This window comes from Nostoc parmelioides FACHB-3921, assembly GCF_014696625.1.
Lineage (GTDB): Bacteria > Cyanobacteriota > Cyanobacteriia > Cyanobacteriales > Nostocaceae > Trichormus > Trichormus parmelioides.
The window spans coordinates 23,086-39,925 of sequence record NZ_JACJQL010000027.1 but is presented as its reverse complement, the minus strand read 5'-3'; the positions used below and the strand labels follow the sequence as shown (position 1 = coordinate 39,925).

Below are 16,840 nucleotides of genomic sequence, written 5' to 3'. Positions count from 1 at the left end.
TCCCAAGACATAATTAAATTAATACCTAACCCAGTATATAGCCGTTCTATAGAACCAGCGTTTGATTTCTAAAATACACTCATAAATATTGGTAGATTAGGCAATACTCACCACAACTATCATACGGTGGACATTGTCTACCCTATAGATACTTAGATATTTCTAATCATCAAATTGGACTCGTAGATGTGATTTATAACTAATATAGTTGGGTAATGATTAATGGGTAATATATTATTGAATATTGGCTGATTAAGCATAAAAAATCTAACCTTTGAAGGGTGTAATATCCTCAAAAAGTTGGTAAAAAAGAAGGGATGGTTACGCGAGATAATCAAGATATGAATAGCACACAAGCTGATCTAAGGGACGAAGTTAGACAACTTGCAGAGGAAGCTTTTCACCTAAAACTCATTTCTGGACACGGGGACGGGCCAGATATGGAAGAGTATCAAATTGTCTATCAAGGTAAACCTAGACATTTGCCATTAGAACAGGCAAGGTTGTTTCTCACAAACTTACTCTACAGGAATCTTATTCACTAAAAGTCTTTAATTAACTCAGCACTTTGCATAATTTTTAAATCTTTGTTAACAGAATTTCAACCAAATAAAACACCTTAGTAACATCGCATTACTAAACTGCTGGTGAGATATATAACATCCCTAAGTTATACAATAATTTGGGGATGTTGCACATTTAGATTTAATTGCATATCAGGGAATATATTATTCGTTAATAACGATAATTTGGGTAATACTTCCTAAGAGATAATTAAGTTATTTTTTAAAGTACTTTAATCAGTCTTATGGGCGATTTTATACATACGAATGTCATGCTTTATTGATATTACATAAATAAATCTATGGTAGGAGATATTATGACTGCAAGTGAAGACAAACGGCAGTTGGTAATTATTGGTGGTGCAGAAGATAAAGATGGTGACTCGCAAATATTGCGGGAATTTGTGCGGCGTTCTGGTGGTACAAAAGCCTACATTGTAATTATGACGGCAGCGACAGAACTACCCAGAGATGTGGGAGAGAATTATATTAGAGTGTTTGAACGTTTGGGTGCGGAAAATGTTCGCATAATTGATACAGAAACCCGTGAAGATGCGTCTTCATCAACTGCACTAGAAGCGATCGCCAAAGCAACTGGTATATTCTTCACTGGGGGAGATCAAGCTCGCATTACCAGCATCATCAAAGATACCGAAATTGATGCAGCAATTCACAAACGCTTCTCTGAAGGTATCGTTGTTGGTGGTACAAGTGCTGGTGCGGCAGTCATGCCAGATAAAATGATTGTGGAAGGTGACTCAGAAACCAATCCCCGTTTAGAGATTGTGGAAATGGGGCCAGGTTTGGGTTTTCTCCCTGGGGTAGTCATTGACCAGCATTTTTCTGAACGCGGACGCTTGGGACGCTTAATTACAGCATTGATTAGAGAACCAGCCGTACTAGGGTTTGGGATTGATGAGAATACTGCTATGGTCGTGACTGACAGCCAAATTGAAATCATTGGCCAAGGTTCGGTCACAATTGTGGACGAGTCAGATTCTACATACAACAATATGGATGAAATCCTCAGAGATGAAGCTTTAGCAATTTGTGGCGCAAAACTGCACATTTTGCCACATGGCTACAAATTTGATCTGAAAACTCGCAAGCCTATTTTAACTAATGGTGCTGCGGTGGATGCTGCTGTACCAGTTGGTTCTGCAACTATTTCTGCGGCTGTTTAACTAGCCATTATCAGATACGCTCATTAAGACAGATTAAATAGGGGTTAGAGAAGCATCAATTCCAGATCAAAGCATCTCTTTCCCCTATTCCCATTACCTAATTCACCACTTGACTACCATGACTGCGAGGATCGTCTTGACTACCGATAGGTGCAACTGGTGCGGAGACCTGAGAAACTTGTCCACTAGTTTGAGCATGAGGTAAAGGGGAACCAGTCACCAAGGCTTCTAAATTACTTGCCATAATGGTATGGGGTTGATCGCCGATCGCCTGGGCTAGACTTTCCCCTTCTTTGTTTAAAAATACAAAGTGAGGAATACCATCTACCCGATATTTCAGCATTTCTGGCAACCACTTGGTATTATCTACATTAAGCATGACAAAATTCACCTTGCCAGCATACTGTTGTTCAAATTCGGCAATATCTGGAGCCATTTTTTGACAGACAGTACACCAGTTAGCGTAAAATTCCACCATAGAAGGCTTACCGTTGCTGATAGCTACTTCTAGAGGAGTAGAAGCTGCATATAATTTATCCAGAGATACAGCAGCCGTTTCCGTCCGTAGCCCTAAGACTAAGGCAACAGTAAGAGCGATCGCCACAATTGCAACTAAAAAGTTTCGCAACCGCTCTCCCGCAGTAGTTTCCGGCTTAATAGGTGAATCAGTACTCATAACACAATTTATTAAATCTTATTAAGTAATCTTATTTTTAGTGTAACTGACTGTTGACTGTTGATTGATGACTGATGACTGTTGACTAATACTTTACGCTAGAACAGAGAAATAAAGACTCTGCTAAATCTGTGAAAAAACGAGTTACCCTCACTTTTCCCAAACGTGCTATACAAATGCCTGTGACTTATGTGCTGGCCAAAGAGTTCAATGTGGCTGCTAATATCATCCGCGCTCAGGTTGCGCCTAATCAAATTGGCAAACTGGTAGTGGAACTATCGGGAGATATTGATCAGTTAGATGCAGCTATTGAATGGATGCGATCGCGCCATATTAATGTTTCTCTAACTTTAGGGGAAATTGTTGTTGATGAAGATGTATGTGTCCACTGTGGTTTATGTACTGGGGTTTGTCCTACTGAAGCCCTAACCTTGCACCCAGAAACATATAAACTAACATTCACGCGATCGCGCTGCATTGTCTGTGAGCAGTGTATTCCTACTTGTCCAGTACAAGCAATATCTACGAATCTTTAACCTAGTGGAAACACATCAGCGATAACGCTAGCATCACCCACTAGCCTAGTCTTGGCTGGAGAGTCATACACTACCAATATGGAAGGTACACCGGATACATCCTCAAATAATGTTATACCTTCAGCATGATCATTGCGATCGCTATAGGGAATTTTTTGGACTAATTCTGGTCTATTGAGAATATTTTCTTGTAAATTTACACCATTTTCTAGTCGATAAATTTGTACAGGCCCATCTAAATCCATAGTTGGCCCAGCTAAAATTAACAAGTCTTTTCCAGCCAGACATAAGTCACGAATTCCTAAGCCATTTAACCAAACAAAATGTTTTTTGTAAGTCTTTCCACCTTTTTCAGACTCCCATAGTCTCATCAAACCTGGCTGGGAATCTTGTAGTGCAATTTCCAAAATAATCGCCCAACCTCGCAACACAGGCCCACGTAAACCCAAGAAAATTTTGTTTTCGTACACAGCTAAACCTTCAATATCAAAGCCATTATCTTTACCAGGTATTGCAGCTTTGACAAAGAAACCTAAATGCGGATCATCAGCCAAAGCTGACATCAAAACATTTCCTTGCTTGATTAACTCTAACTTCGCAGCCACTAACTGCTTATTTGCATCTTGTGGATCAGGGCAAGATTGTAATAATTGACCATTTACAAGCGGAATTCGTCCTAATATGTAGCGATTATCTTCCGATGTAACTTTGGCTAACCGAGAAATATTTTTTTCATCTGTATTGTCTGATTTAATATTTTTACGCTTGTAGCTATGAGAACCTGTGAACCACAGGTAATTATCAGCATAAGCTAATCCTTCAATATCAATTTCTTCATCTTCTGGTGCTGGTAAATCAATAAATTCAGCCACTCGAAATTGTTTGTGATCACTAAATTTATCTCCATCAACCAAATATAAACGCTCAATTGTGGCAGTTTCATCCGACCCAAGCCATAAATGCTTTTCTTGAGTCAGTAATACAGCCGAGATATCTTCCCTGTGTTGCTGAAAAGTATTATTAAATGTCAAGTTGACTTGTTGAAGCAGATGGAAGTTTACCATGTAGCCCAGCCTCCCAGGTTAAGGATAAGTTAATAAGTTGTTTTCTGGACTGATTCCATACGCAGCAAGAAACCAGTCCCCAAGATTTTCCCTATTTTTCTTTGAGTCCAGTTAATATGCAGTGTAATTTTATCTATCCAGCAATTCATGGATTTTATACACAAACTATGTAAAAACCCCTCTTTCTTAGCTCTGAATCTTTAATATCTATACCTTTACATCCATAAAGCAGCACAATAATACTCACAAAGAAATAACTTTCTTAAAAAGACATATCAAAGGTTAGATATAAATTTTTCACAAATCCTATCATTTGCTATCATTCAATAATCTGTTTAAATAAGTAAAGAATTACTATCAGCAATGACGTTAGCTACAGAACCAACAGTAAAAACTCTAGGAAACTACGCTTACGAAGCTATTCAAAAACACTTTAAGAAAACCTTGAAGTGGGAAAAAGCTGTTAAGAAAGATGAAGACCCAGAAGCATTACACCAAATGCGAGTAGGAATGAGACGCTTACGTACAGCTATTAGTAGATTTGACATAGCATTAAATTTATCAAAGCCCGCCAGTGATAAAAATATTGGTAAAATTGCCCGTCGGCTTGGTAATCTCAGAGACTTAGACGTATTAAAACAAACCTTAGAAACCCTTTACCAACCACATTTACCAGAAAAAGAGCAAAAAACTCTGCAAAAAGCTTTTGACGCTTTAGCTAAACAACGAGTAAGTGTACTTGATAAAACCCAGGAAACATTGAAAGATGATTCTTATAAGTCCTTAAAACATACATTAGAGGAATGGTTAGAAAAACCTAGTTATCAACCCTTAGCTTCTCTACCAATAAAGCAAGTATTACCAGATTTATTGTTACCTGAAGTCAGCAGTTTCTTGCTACATCCTGGATTGTTAGTAGGAACCGATATTATAGATTGTGAAGTTAAAATTATTACTGATTGGCAAGCCGAAAAGATAGAACAACAACTGTCCGCAAAAGGCGAAACAATTCATAGCTTAAGAAAACAAGCCAAACGCCTGCGCTACCAAATGGAATTATTTACTGAGTTATATGATGATTCTTATGCCGCCTACATTACAAAGGTCAAAAGTATCCAAGATATTTTAGGTAACATTCAAGACAGTGTAGTGATGGGTGACTGGCTGGTAGATGTATTCAAGTCAGATATCCACAATCAATTACCAACACTTGCTAATCTACTAGCCGAAAATCGCTACCAGTGGTGGCAACAGTGGCAACCTTTACAAGAGCTGTACTTAAAAGCCGAGAATAGACATAACTTTCATTTAACAATACTCCACCCTGTTTAAAAACTGGTGATGAGTCAATGGTTATTAGTCCATAGTTGATTTTCCCTTTGTTCTCCTAGTCTCTCTATCCTCTCGCTCTTGACACTAGGGCGAAGACAAAGTACTGACTTATACCAATTCTCCAAAATTAGACAACAGATGCAAAGCTTGAAACCCAGATGGTATCTGACTTTCTGAATTGCGAGCTGCGAATTGCGTTGGCGTTAGCCTTGCCGCAGGCTATTGCGAATTGGTATTACTCCCCTGATTAAAAACCTAGGGGAAACTCATGGGTATGTTTAGAGCAAAGTAATCCATCCGTTGTTCCACACCCTTCTTCCTGCTTCTTTGACTCTTAACTACACCGCAAAAATCCTTGGCAACATAAATTCATTAACAGATGGAAATTCACAGAAGATGAAAAAAACAATCTGTGAATTTTCCTGAAAAATTGATCTGATGAAACATTTATTAATAATCCAGATTTTCGTGAGCCAAATTGATGATGGTTCACTATTCACCCATTTCTAGCATTTATCATTTAGAAAATACAGCTAAATACTTACAAAATTTCTTGATAAAACTCATGATTTTTTGACTTTTGTCACAGACTCCGTTTTGAGCGATTTCAAAAAGAGTAATAATAGTTTCTGTGATCCTTATCTGATGAGACTTGATCAAAGATTATTGGCTTAAATAGGGGGTCATACCCCTCTTTACAAAATCACCAGTAAAGTGTTTTTAAAGCCGAGCATTAACTAGTAAAAATGCGTTAATTGCTAATGCGAATTTGTTGAGTGCTTGTTGTCTAAGCAGTTATACCAAAGGAGGTTCAGATGAGTCGTCTTCTTTATGAAAATTCAGTTTCATATCAAGGATATCTCATCATTCCATTTGTTTTTGGCAAAGCAGATAGGTATGAAATCTATTCCTATAAACTTTTGTCAGAAATTGGGCAAAAAAGTAAGCTGCATAAAGCAGAAAATCCAGCAAAAATATATGGCAATAGCATTAGTAATATCATTGAGATAGCTAAAGAGCATATTGACCAAAACGCCGATTTTGTGAGTCAAAAAGATAGCTTTCAATCTCGCTATATCTACCGCAACAATTTGATTATTGTCTTTCATGAGAATGATCGATACTTTTATGACCATTACCCACCAGATTTATTGAATAATATTGCTGCACCCAAATTATTCAAATCTGAGTATGAATGCCTCAGTTGGATTAAGCAGGGGTTAGATGGTAGATATATGCGGCAACAGGCGAGGTAAGAGGTAGGGAGCAGGGAGCAGGGGGAGTAAGGGGAGTAAGGGGAGCAGGGGCTGAACGCCCCGCTAACAGCACTCCCCACTCTCTAATTTGTTACTCTTTCAATAGTAGGTAATATATAGAGCCAGTAGTAACGGTAATACCAGCGCGATCGCCTGCTAAGTCACCATAACCAAGGAAATAATCCACTCTGCCAGGGCCTTTAATGGCGCTACCTGTATCTTGATCAAGGACAAAACGGCTGACTCTGCGCTGAATTAATTGATTACGCTGTCCCGGATAAGGAAATGTCGCATTAATTACAGCCAATGCTCCTGGTGGCATGAGAGATTTATCAGTGGCAATAGAACGTTCTGGTACGAGAGGTACGCTGATACTGCCTGTAGCTGGTTCACCTTTAGTTTCCTTAAAGAAAATAAAGCGTTCCCAACGTGGTAAATAATTACTCATAGACTGGGGACTTTTGCGGAAATACCGAATAATCCCCGGCATATTTAATTCTTCTTTAGTGAGTTTGCCATCTTGAAACAGCAGCCGCCCGATACTTGTCCAAGGGTAATCCGTTCCCCGCACAAAACCAACACTAGTTTGAGTCCCATCAGTTAGGTTGAGTTTAGCAGAACCTTGGATATGGATCATGTATGCTTGAAAGCGATCGCGTAACCAAAACATCTCTAAACCCCGTAGCTGGCTTTTTTCTCCCAACAAACCATCCACCCCTTCTAATTCAACTCGTTTGGGGTGGGGTTTAGTCCATTGCTCAAAATCCGGTGGTACTCGATAAATTGGGTATTTATATTGGGCAGTGCGTACACGACTGGCTTGATAAATTGGTGCGTAGTAGGCGGTAAACTTGACCGTACCCTGTCCATCATCACCAACTGATTTGTAAAAAGCGAACTCCCGCCGCACCGCCGCTTGTAATTGTGCTGGTGATTTAGCGGTAGCTACCAACTGACGAAAACGCCGCAAACTCCGACGCACTCTGTCGCGGGTAATTTCTTTAATTGGGTAGTTATCGTAAGCTGTAATTGCTTTTGGGGTTTCTAAATAACGCAAACTGTTATCTATTGAGTTTAATAGACCTTGGCGATCGCTTTTTAAACCCCTATGTCCTGAAAAAAGTTGCTCATCCCAACCCAAGCAAGCATGATGAGGAGTGCAGTTAGTACCAACATCAACAAGTTTTAAAGGTGGTGCTGTAGGTGATACCTGACTCACAGCAACTTGCAGTGGGTTAAAAAGGGTAATTCCTAAACTCAGGGAAAACAAAGCCAGCGTTTTTCTCATGTTCGTATCTCTATATATTCAGACTTTAGGACATTAACCCACGGCTTAAGTTTCCGCTAGTAATATACTGTAGCGATCGTCAGGTACATGACGTTGAATCAACACAAGAGTATTTCCGCCTGTGTTATGTCATTCGTCGTTACAGATTTAGAGCAGCCTTAAATTAAAGCATTAAGTATAAATCAGGGGACACGCCCTATTTCTCTATTCGCTATCTTAGACTTGTTAGTGAATATACGTAAATAGTAATTCTGTAAGAAAGTTTTTTTACTAGGGTGATAGATCACAAATCACAACTGGGTAAGTTTGTTGTAGAACGGAGCGATCGCATTCTACTAACCCCAAACTTCAGGAGAAACCCATGCTCAAGCCAGAATTGCAAGCTAAATTCCTCAGCCACCTCAGCAACCGTAAGAACAGAGAAGAAGAAGGTTTTACCTTAATTGAATTGCTAGTTGTAGTAATTATCATCGGTGTACTTGCGGCGATCGCGTTACCTTCGCTACTTGGTCAGGTCAACAAAGCTAAACAGTCAGAAGCGAGAAACTACGTAGGTACAGCTAACCGTTCTCAACAAGCCTTTTACTTGGAATACCAAAGATTTGCCACTGACCTCTCTGAATTGCAAGTAGGGATTAGAACACCATCCGAAAATTATAGCTATGATATTTCAACCTCGAATGCTAGTGGTACTGTTGCCAGTGTTGCTCAATTTAGAGGACAAGCTACCAAAACTGCACTAAAGTCATATTACGGATTAGTAGGTACACAACTTGGTAATAGTGCTACCTCTGAGGCACTGACAATAGCAATAGCTTGTGAATCGGCTGCGCCTTCTCAGACAGTGGCAGCCATCAGTACCTTCAGTACAACCTGTGCTACCAGCTACGTTTCTTTGTCTAGATAAGAAAAGACAAAAGTTTTCCTGCTCATCCTCTTGAGTAATGTGACATTAAAGTTTTGTTTGATTGGGTAGTGTTTCAACACATTACCCAATTTTTGCAGTTTACTCACTATGACAATGCTGATCTACGAGGCATTCTAAAATTTTCTAACTCTAACAATTTAGTATCAATATGCTCTCTTTCACTACCCCTAACGAATGGCATCACCAAGCTGAAAAATATTTTCTTGCAGGTAATTATTCTCAAGCAGCTAGTCTCTATGAAGAAGCAATTACTCTAGAGCCTGATGTTAAATCATACTATTGGTATTTAGGATTAATATTATTGTTGCAAGGACAAGATGTAGAAGCTCAAACAACTTGGCTTATGGCCATGATGGAAGGAAAAACAGAACAAGTTGAAATTTGGAACAATGAATTAGTTAAGGTTTTACAGACAGAAGCTAAACGTAGAGAATCTTTGCAAGAATATACAATTGCCGAGAAAATTCGCCAAAGTATTAAAGAATTTTCGCCTGAAGATATTAATAATTTATTACATCTCCTACAACTATCTATCACACTAGAAAATTACACAGGTGAAAATTTAACAGAACTTGGTATAAATAAGATTTTACAATCTAAATCAGCGCTAAAATTAGATTTAGAATTGTTACTATACACTCTCAAAACTGTTTTAAATTATGCACCAGCACATCCATCAAGTCTAGAGTTTACTGAATCATGTTTGCCATATTTTCAAGGTAATAATAAGGCTTTGTTGTTTATTCTATTACCAGTTGCATTAGAAATTGGTTATTCACAAAAACAATTCCATGCAGCAGCCCAAATATGTGAACTTTATTTACAATTAAGTCCTAACAATACAGAAGTTATTGGTCACTTGGCTAGTCTTTATCAAAATGCAGGAGAATATAAAAAAGGTATAGAAATTGCTAAATTATTTTTCTCATTAGTACAAGATTTAGCAGATAAAGTATTTGCAAACCGCCAAATTTTACGGGGATTAATGACAGCAGGGGGACATTGGGAAGAATCTTGCTATGTGTATGAAAGACAAGAATCACTGATAAAATCGCTCATAGAAGATAATCCTAAAGAGCTTAGTGCAGCTAGAATATCTAGATTATTTAATGCTAACTATTTTACTTTTTATATTGAAGATAACCCCCAAAAAAATAGAAATATACAAAATCAGTTGTTACAGATTTGTCAAAACAGTATAAATACTTTGGAGCGAGAATACATAACAAAATATTCTCAGGGTCATCTTTTCAGAAAAAAACAAACACAAATTAATAGGAAATTAAATATTGGATATATATCACATTGCCTGAGAAGTCACTCTGTAGGATGGCTGGCACGATGGTTATTTCAGCATCATGACCGTGAAAAGTTTCAAATTCATGGTTATTTTATTAATACTAACCCAACCTTGGATGCTTTGCATGAATGGTATCTCATTAAAGTTGACAAAATTTCTAAATCAGATGAATATTTACAAATTTCTGAACAAATTTATCAAGATGAAATTGATATTTTAATTGACTTGGATAGTATTACTTTGGATACTACTTGTGACATTATAGCCCTGAAACCTGCACCCATTCAGGTTACTTGGTTGGGTTGGGATGCTTCAGGAAGTCCATCAGTTGATTATTTTATTGCTGACCCCTACGTTTTACCAGATTCAGCACAAGAATACTATAAAGAACAAATTTGGCGTTTACCTCAAACCTATATAGGTGTGGATGGTTTTGAAGTTGGTGTTCCTACAGTTCGTCGTGATGAATTAGATATTCCTGATGATGCAGTAGTTTATCTGTGTGGACAAAGAGGCTTTAAACGACATCCAGATATTAGCAGACTGCAATTGCAGATACTCAAAGAAGTTCCCAATAGCTACTTTTTAATTAAAGGAATCTCTGATGAAGAATCGATCAAAATATTCTTTGATGGATTAGCGGAAGAAGAAGGTATTGATATATCAAGATTGCGTTTTCTCCCAATCGTGGCAACTGAATCAGTCCACCGTGCTAATTTAGGCATTGCCGATATAGTATTAGATACCTATCCCTACAATGGCGCTACAACAACCTTAGAAACCTTGTGGATGTGCATTCCTATGGTGACAAAAGTAGGAGAACAATTTGCAGCACGTAACAGCTATACCATGATGATGAATGCTGGAATCACAGAAGGTATTGCTTGGACTGATGAAGAGTATGTAGAGTGGGGTGTGCGCTTGGGTAAAGATAAAGCCTTAAGACAACAAATAGCTTGGAAGTTAAAACAATCAAGAAAAACATCACCCCTGTGGAATGGTAAGCAATTCACCCGCGAAATGGAGAAAGCTTACACCCAAATGTGGGAAATATATATGAATTCGCAGTGAGGAATTTATGACTCATCTCAAGGCTAAAGCTTTTATTACCAAATAGTGGGTTAAGTCCAGTTAATCTGAAAGTCTAAGGAGGTTCGTGATACTGTAGAGACGTTGTATGCAACGTCTCTACATCATTTATTTGGCGCAACTTCATAGAGAATTGATATAAAACTAGATAATTTTTGACTCAGACACAAGAAACTCTTCTTCTCTCACTTGGCTAAAATCGGCGAGTTCGCAAGATAGGAGTTTTTCTGCTTTCGCTTTTATTACTGCGTCTTGATTTTCATGTCCTAAAACAATTCGTGCATGAATACGAGGCAATAAAGCCTTCCACTGAATATCACTCAAACTTTCTACCAAGGAAATGTCTAATCCCTCAGTTACATCTACATCCTCTTGCATCAGCAGATTCATCGCTACAGCCGATAACAACATTTCCACATCATCAACAGCGATATTATTGATATTGATTAATAGCGTAGTTTTTTCACTATCAGGATTAGTCGCAACGGTTTTAATTACCTGTTCCAATTCTGAAGCAATCAATTCTTCTGGTTGTGACCAATCAGGGAAAACTATAAGATTGATATCCTTTAAGCGTAAATTTTGACTGAGAGTATCTGCAATATAATCACTAACAAGTTCTTGAAATAAGCTCCCCATTTTAGCTGAATAAGCGCGACTATCCAAAAAACTAGGATTACCTTGCATTCTTTCCTTGATTTCGGCGCTCTTTTGTTGCCTTAATGCAGAATTATTACCTAATGTAACGGCTAATTCAATGTAAGATTCATCACTGGTAGCAACTAAACCAGGAACATTCAACGTTTGTATTATCGCTGCTCCCATTGCAGAACGAAAGTAATTTCCTTGTCTAGCAATGACGGGTAAATTAACCTGTAATGGTTCTATTAATGAAGTTGTACCAGCAAATGGGTAGGAATCTAAATAAATATCAGCAATTTTATAATATTCTTTCATATCCTCACGGTCTGGAACTGGTTGAGGATCTAAAACTATTAAGCGTTCAGTTGTTAACCCATACTTATAAAATATTGAATTTAAGTGATTAATAAATTCTGTTTTCTGGTAATTCTTTGACCAATTCGGGCCAAATGGTAAAAGCAGTAAAACAGAATTTGGTACTCTAGCTATGATTTTCGCCCATGATTCCAGTAATTCTGGAATCATTTTAAAGTAGTTAGCACCAGAGATGAAAACAACAGCATCTTCGGCAATTCCTAAGCTATTTCTTTCAAGTGGAGTTGTCGATTTACCTTCTTCTGTACCATAACTAAAACAGTGAGCAGTTCCTTCTAATTTAATTAGCTTTTCCTGATAATGGTCTTGCGCTGTTGGTGAAGGATCAGTTAATGTGCCGGAAATATAGTAATCCATATTTCTTATTCCTGTCGTCACCACAGAACCACCACTAGTAACTTGTATTCTAGCTAATCTATGGATTGCTAACAGGCAGATTTGGTTAGTTACTACAGTTACGTTAGTAGCTATAAACAGTATGTCCAAATCATCATTACGAATAATATCTACTTGTGCTGATAATTGCTGCGGTAGAACTTTAAATAAATTGGCAGAAAGCTGGCAATATTGCTCTAGTTTATGACCTCTTTCTGTTAGCGAATATAAAATTACCTCAAAATCTCGATTTATGTATTCATAAACAGGGAGGTATGCAAATGTTTCTGCTGAGGGTGTAAAATCTGCTGCTAGTATACCAAGCCGGATTTTTTTTCTATTTGTAGGTCTATCTGCAAACTTATAATCAATTTCATGCCCATTTAATTTTAGGCAACACTCTATTATTTCTGCTCGTTTAACATATATTTCTTTTAGATTATTTTCATTAAAATAAATATTTACAAAAAAAGCAAATTGAGTGAAATAATCCAGAATTTCATAAGATGAAGAATAATCTAATTCTTGGAAAATATATTTATGCAATAAATTAACGCATTTCTCCGTGTATTCATAATATTTTTGTGAATTTCCTAATATTTCAAAATAACCTCGTGACGATAATAAAAATTCTAGATAGTCACATAACAGCCATTTAGGTATTTGCGAAAAGTTAGTTAGTAACTGATTAAAATCACTAGACAACATAGCTACTAGTAAATGTTGAATAGTTTTTGTAGATTGAGGTTGCTGAGCAATGATTATCTGATTAAAGAGAGTTTTATTATCTAAATTTCTATCATTAATGTTACTACTGAGGAGTATTTTATGTGTTTTCCCCAGCAAACCCTCATACATCTCGGCTAATTTTTCATCAGGAATACTAAACCATTGTTCTGCTGTTTGTTTTCGCAACCGATTTAATTCAGTATGATCATTGCTAAAAATAGCATATCTAACAGCAGCCATTTGTCTTGTCATATCAGGATAACGGCCGTCATCAGCAATATACTGAAAAAGCTTTTGATAATCTAATAAAATAGCATCTTTTAAAGCTATGTTCCGGCGCGTTTGTTGTTGGGGATGTATATGAAAATGTGATAGAACTTGATTAATAAATCCAATTTTGTATTGGCTCATAATTCTGAGCCACATTTCTAAGTCTACAAGCTGACAAAGTTCAGTGTTAAATAAGCCTACTTTATCAAAAACTTCTTTTTTAATTAAAACTGTACTTGGTTCGCCAATCTTATTAATAGGATTATCAAAAATGTTGGGGTCTTGTAAAAGCTCTTCTCCTGGTTGAACTGTTTTTAAATTCGACCAATATTTATGTACATCTTTAGCTTCATGATTTTCTAAATATCTTGGACTATAGTTAGCATCTTTAGAGTTAGAAAACAGTTTACGAGGTGAGAATACTAAACCTATTTCCTCATCTTCTTCCGCCAATGCAACCATTTTTTTAATAGCATCAGGCTCTAAAATATCATCTTGGAATAGAAATTTAATGTATTTACCTTGAGCTTGAGAAATGCAGAAATTCCAATTATTAGCTAATCCATATCTTTCATGAGTTAATACATTAATAGTCCTTTTTGTATTTCCCAGAAAATGATTAATTTTTCTTATTATCTCATCAGTTGAATCATCATCTGAAATGATAATTTCTATATTATTATATGACTGAGATTCAATGCTTTGGAGCGCCATTTCAATAAAAGCTTCACCATTATATGTCGGAATACAAATGCTAACTAATGGCTCATCTTGAGTCAGATATGAATTATTTTGTAATTGATCTCTGTTTTTTTCTACATCAATTTGATTTTTATCAGTAGAAAATATATCTTTGACTTTTAAAATATGAAAATTTCTGTATGGTATTTCCAAATCAGCACAAACTACGCTAACCATATCATTTACAAAAGAATTAACGGATTCTTGACCATATTTAACTTGAAGTTCCTGCTGATATCGCACATTCTGCAATGTACTTCGTGCATATTCTACTTCTTCTAAACCGTAAGCTATTCCATTCAGATGAAATTCTCCAGCTTTCTCTAAAATTAGTGAAGTAGATAAGCTTCTAAACCATTGATCTTTTGTGGTTCCTGCCATCGGTACTACTATAGGAACACACCCGCATAAAGCTGCTATTATGCAAAGATACGAGTAAGGATCATAAGAGATAAGATATTCTTTTCTATTAAAGATTTCAATCAGAATATCTGGAGATAAATTATCTTCCAAAAAAAGAGATTCCGACGGATGAATATCTTTTAATGATTTGTGAAATTTATGAGCTTTTCTAATTATATGACAATATCCATCTCTCGATTTGCCATAATTCTTGAATGCCGGATTTAAGTAAAGTGGAGAAAGTAAATTATAATTTTTTACATCTTTTTCAGGATTGAAAGAACAGTAGTGATAAACAAAATCATCTTTCCCCCAAGTTAGATATATATCTTGGGGGCAATGAACACCAAGTTCACAGAGAACCCATCTAACCACATATTTTGCATTTAAAGGATTGCCAGATATGATTTCTGGATATACGACAACTGTATTTTCATTAATATCATCTTCTGTTGCGTATTTTTCAAAGATGCTATTAGGTAACATCAGTTTATTCATATCAAAAACTTTACAACAAAAACCAGAATCATCAATGCTGTAAGCAAGATTATAAAGAGCGACTATTCCACCTACATGAGCTTGAAATGCTGGAGAGAATACGATAAAATTTAATGAATATGGATACTTTCCTGAATTTTTATTCATGACTTTAGGCTTATTATTTAGTAATTTACATTCTTGTATGCAAAAGTTAAATTTTAATTTTTAACCAGTCAACAATATTAGAACTATTAGTGAGTTTTTGCATCAATATGCTCTCTAACACTTGAGCAATAAATCTATTATTGTTATATGTAATACTTAAAATACTAACCTTCATTTAACTTTTCCTAAGTATTAATGCTTGATATAAGTTGTAAATTACTCAATTTGTCTTGAAAATAGGTTTTGTTCTCTATCGCCAGCTTAATAATATCTACGATATTAGTGATATCTTCAAGACTGATTGATGTTCCAGTAGGCAGAGAGATTACTCTTTGAATAAGCTTTTCTGTTTCTGGCAGCAATAATTTAGAATAAGGGAAATATGAATGGTACGGTTCCATGTTATGGCAACCAGGATAAAAATATCTTCTAGCCATTACGTTTTCAGCGTGCAATATTTCTAATAATTGGTCTCTACTAATTCCAAGAACTATCTCATCAATTTCTAAGACAATATACTGATAATTAGATTTTTCAGATTCATTGTAATTAGTTAAATTAATACCATGAATCTCTTTTAATTGTCTTTCATAATATTTATAATTACGATAGTTAATGAAGACAAATTCATCTAGATTATCGAGTCCTGTTAAACCCATTGCGGCTGAGACTTCAGTCATTTTGCCATTAGTGCCGATATATATAACTCGGTCATAACCCGCAAAACCAAAGTTGGTCATTAAGCGAATTTTCTCTGCCAATTCATCACTATTTGTAACTATCGCGCCTCCCTCAAAGGTATTTAAAAATTTAGTAGCATGAAAGCTAAAAACTTCAGCATCACCAAAGCTACCTATCATGCGCCCTTGATGTGAACAGCCAAAAGCATGAGCAGCATCAAACATTAATTTCAAATTGTGGGTATGAGCAATTTCACTCAAAGCCTCTACATTACAAGGGCGACCCCACAAATGAACGCCGATAATACCAGTAGTGCGAGGGGTTATGCTTTGAACTATTTTGTTGGGATCTATATTATGAGTACGGGGGTCAATATCACAGAAAACAGGTATTATTTCTTGCCATTTGAGAGCGTGTGCAGTAGCAATAAATGTGAAAGAAGGAATAATCACTTCACCAGTGAAACCTACAGCACGAATGGCTATTTCTAAGGCTACTGTTGCATTACACGTAGCTATGCAGTGTTTTACTCCAACCAATTGAGCAATTTGTCTTTCAAATTCCTGTACATAAATACCATTGTTCGTTAGCCATTTCCTATCTAAAATATCGTTGATACGCGATAATAAATTTTCGCGGTTACCCATGTTCGGGCGACCAACGTGTAATTTATCAACAAATGTTGGTGTTCCACCAAATATGGCTAAATCATTCAATCTTTTTTTCATTTGAGATAATGTTTTAATTCGGCACTTGAAAGAATG

At 36.4% G+C, this 16,840-nt stretch carries 12 protein-coding genes; 7 read left to right on the top strand and 5 right to left on the bottom strand.

Annotation, left to right across the window (positions count from 1 at the left end):
• Positions 1-341: 341 nt before the first annotated feature.
• The gene (locus tag H6G14_RS17955; RefSeq protein ID WP_190568699.1) at positions 342-545 is read left to right on the top strand and encodes a hypothetical protein; all 204 of its coding nucleotides are present in this window, start codon (positions 342-344) and stop codon (positions 543-545) included.
• Between the two features lie 335 nt (positions 546-880).
• Entirely contained in the window at positions 881-1,747 is an 867-nt protein-coding gene (locus H6G14_RS17950) for a cyanophycinase (protein WP_190568698.1), read from the top strand.
• Positions 1,748-1,844: 97 nt separating this feature from the next.
• Here the strand turns inward: H6G14_RS17950 and H6G14_RS17945 are convergent, their stop codons facing one another.
• Complete coding sequence (locus tag H6G14_RS17945; protein ID WP_190568697.1) at positions 1,845-2,423, bottom strand: thioredoxin family protein; 579 nt, start codon at positions 2,421-2,423, stop codon at positions 1,845-1,847.
• A gap of 131 nt (positions 2,424-2,554) precedes the next feature.
• Between H6G14_RS17945 and H6G14_RS17940 the strand changes: the two genes are divergently transcribed.
• Positions 2,555-2,959, top strand: coding sequence for an NIL domain-containing protein (locus tag H6G14_RS17940; RefSeq protein ID WP_010994745.1), 405 nt, complete (start codon positions 2,555-2,557; stop codon positions 2,957-2,959).
• Here H6G14_RS17940 and H6G14_RS17935 read toward each other — a convergent pair.
• The gene (locus tag H6G14_RS17935) at positions 2,956-4,023 is read right to left on the bottom strand and encodes a DUF3616 domain-containing protein (RefSeq protein ID WP_190568696.1); all 1,068 of its coding nucleotides are present in this window, start codon (positions 4,021-4,023) and stop codon (positions 2,956-2,958) included. The two genes, H6G14_RS17940 and H6G14_RS17935, sit on opposite strands and share 4 nt — an antisense overlap.
• 363 nt (positions 4,024-4,386) lie before the next feature.
• On the opposite strand from H6G14_RS17935, the gene H6G14_RS17930 reads away from it, so the two are divergent.
• Entirely contained in the window at positions 4,387-5,355 is a 969-nt protein-coding gene (locus H6G14_RS17930; RefSeq protein WP_190568695.1) for a CHAD domain-containing protein, read from the top strand.
• 815 nt (positions 5,356-6,170) lie between these two features.
• The gene (locus tag H6G14_RS17925; protein WP_010994741.1) at positions 6,171-6,611 is read left to right on the top strand and encodes a hypothetical protein; all 441 of its coding nucleotides are present in this window, start codon (positions 6,171-6,173) and stop codon (positions 6,609-6,611) included.
• 91 nt (positions 6,612-6,702) lie between these two features.
• Here the strand turns inward: H6G14_RS17925 and mltA are convergent, their stop codons facing one another.
• A complete protein-coding gene (gene mltA, locus H6G14_RS17920) occupies positions 6,703-7,899 on the bottom strand; it encodes a murein transglycosylase A (protein WP_190568694.1) in 1,197 nt (398 codons plus the stop codon).
• Positions 7,900-8,260: 361 nt separating this feature from the next.
• Between mltA and H6G14_RS17915 the strand changes: the two genes are divergently transcribed.
• Positions 8,261-8,806, top strand: coding sequence for a type IV pilin-like G/H family protein (locus tag H6G14_RS17915; RefSeq protein WP_190568693.1), 546 nt, complete (start codon positions 8,261-8,263; stop codon positions 8,804-8,806).
• A gap of 169 nt (positions 8,807-8,975) precedes the next feature.
• On the top strand, positions 8,976-11,198 hold the full coding sequence (locus tag H6G14_RS17910; protein ID WP_190568692.1) for an O-linked N-acetylglucosamine transferase, SPINDLY family protein: 2,223 nt from the start codon (positions 8,976-8,978) through the stop codon (positions 11,196-11,198).
• A 162-nt stretch (positions 11,199-11,360) separates the two neighbouring features.
• Here the strand turns inward: H6G14_RS17910 and H6G14_RS17905 are convergent, their stop codons facing one another.
• Both H6G14_RS17905 and H6G14_RS17900 read right to left on the bottom strand, forming a co-directional pair.
• Positions 11,361-15,395: an O-linked N-acetylglucosamine transferase family protein gene (locus tag H6G14_RS17905; protein WP_338421200.1), complete on the bottom strand. Its 4,035-nt coding sequence runs from the start codon at positions 15,393-15,395 to the stop codon at positions 11,361-11,363.
• A 185-nt stretch (positions 15,396-15,580) separates the two neighbouring features.
• Positions 15,581-16,804 (bottom strand): DegT/DnrJ/EryC1/StrS family aminotransferase, encoded by a 1,224-nt coding sequence (locus H6G14_RS17900; RefSeq protein ID WP_190568691.1) that lies wholly within the window; start codon positions 16,802-16,804, stop codon positions 15,581-15,583.
• Positions 16,805-16,840 lie beyond the last annotated feature (36 nt).

Bases quoted from the DNA above. Each gene is read 5' to 3' on its own strand.
- H6G14_RS17910 (WP_190568692.1), top strand. From the start codon at position 8,976: ATGCTCTCTTTCACTACCCCTAACGAATGGCATCACCAAGCTGAAAAA.
- H6G14_RS17915 (WP_190568693.1), top strand. From the start codon at position 8,261: ATGCTCAAGCCAGAATTGCAAGCTAAATTCCTCAGCCACCTCAGCAAC.
- H6G14_RS17900 (WP_190568691.1), bottom strand. From the start codon at position 16,804: ATGAAAAAAAGATTGAATGATTTAGCCATATTTGGTGGAACACCAACA.
- H6G14_RS17950 (WP_190568698.1), top strand. From the start codon at position 881: ATGACTGCAAGTGAAGACAAACGGCAGTTGGTAATTATTGGTGGTGCA.
- H6G14_RS17925 (WP_010994741.1), top strand. From the start codon at position 6,171: ATGAGTCGTCTTCTTTATGAAAATTCAGTTTCATATCAAGGATATCTC.
- H6G14_RS17955 (WP_190568699.1), top strand. From the start codon at position 342: ATGAATAGCACACAAGCTGATCTAAGGGACGAAGTTAGACAACTTGCA.
- H6G14_RS17905 (WP_338421200.1), bottom strand. From the start codon at position 15,395: ATGAATAAAAATTCAGGAAAGTATCCATATTCATTAAATTTTATCGTA.
- H6G14_RS17935 (WP_190568696.1), bottom strand. From the start codon at position 4,023: ATGGTAAACTTCCATCTGCTTCAACAAGTCAACTTGACATTTAATAAT.
- mltA (WP_190568694.1), bottom strand. From the start codon at position 7,899: ATGAGAAAAACGCTGGCTTTGTTTTCCCTGAGTTTAGGAATTACCCTT.
- H6G14_RS17930 (WP_190568695.1), top strand. From the start codon at position 4,387: ATGACGTTAGCTACAGAACCAACAGTAAAAACTCTAGGAAACTACGCT.
- H6G14_RS17945 (WP_190568697.1), bottom strand. From the start codon at position 2,423: ATGAGTACTGATTCACCTATTAAGCCGGAAACTACTGCGGGAGAGCGG.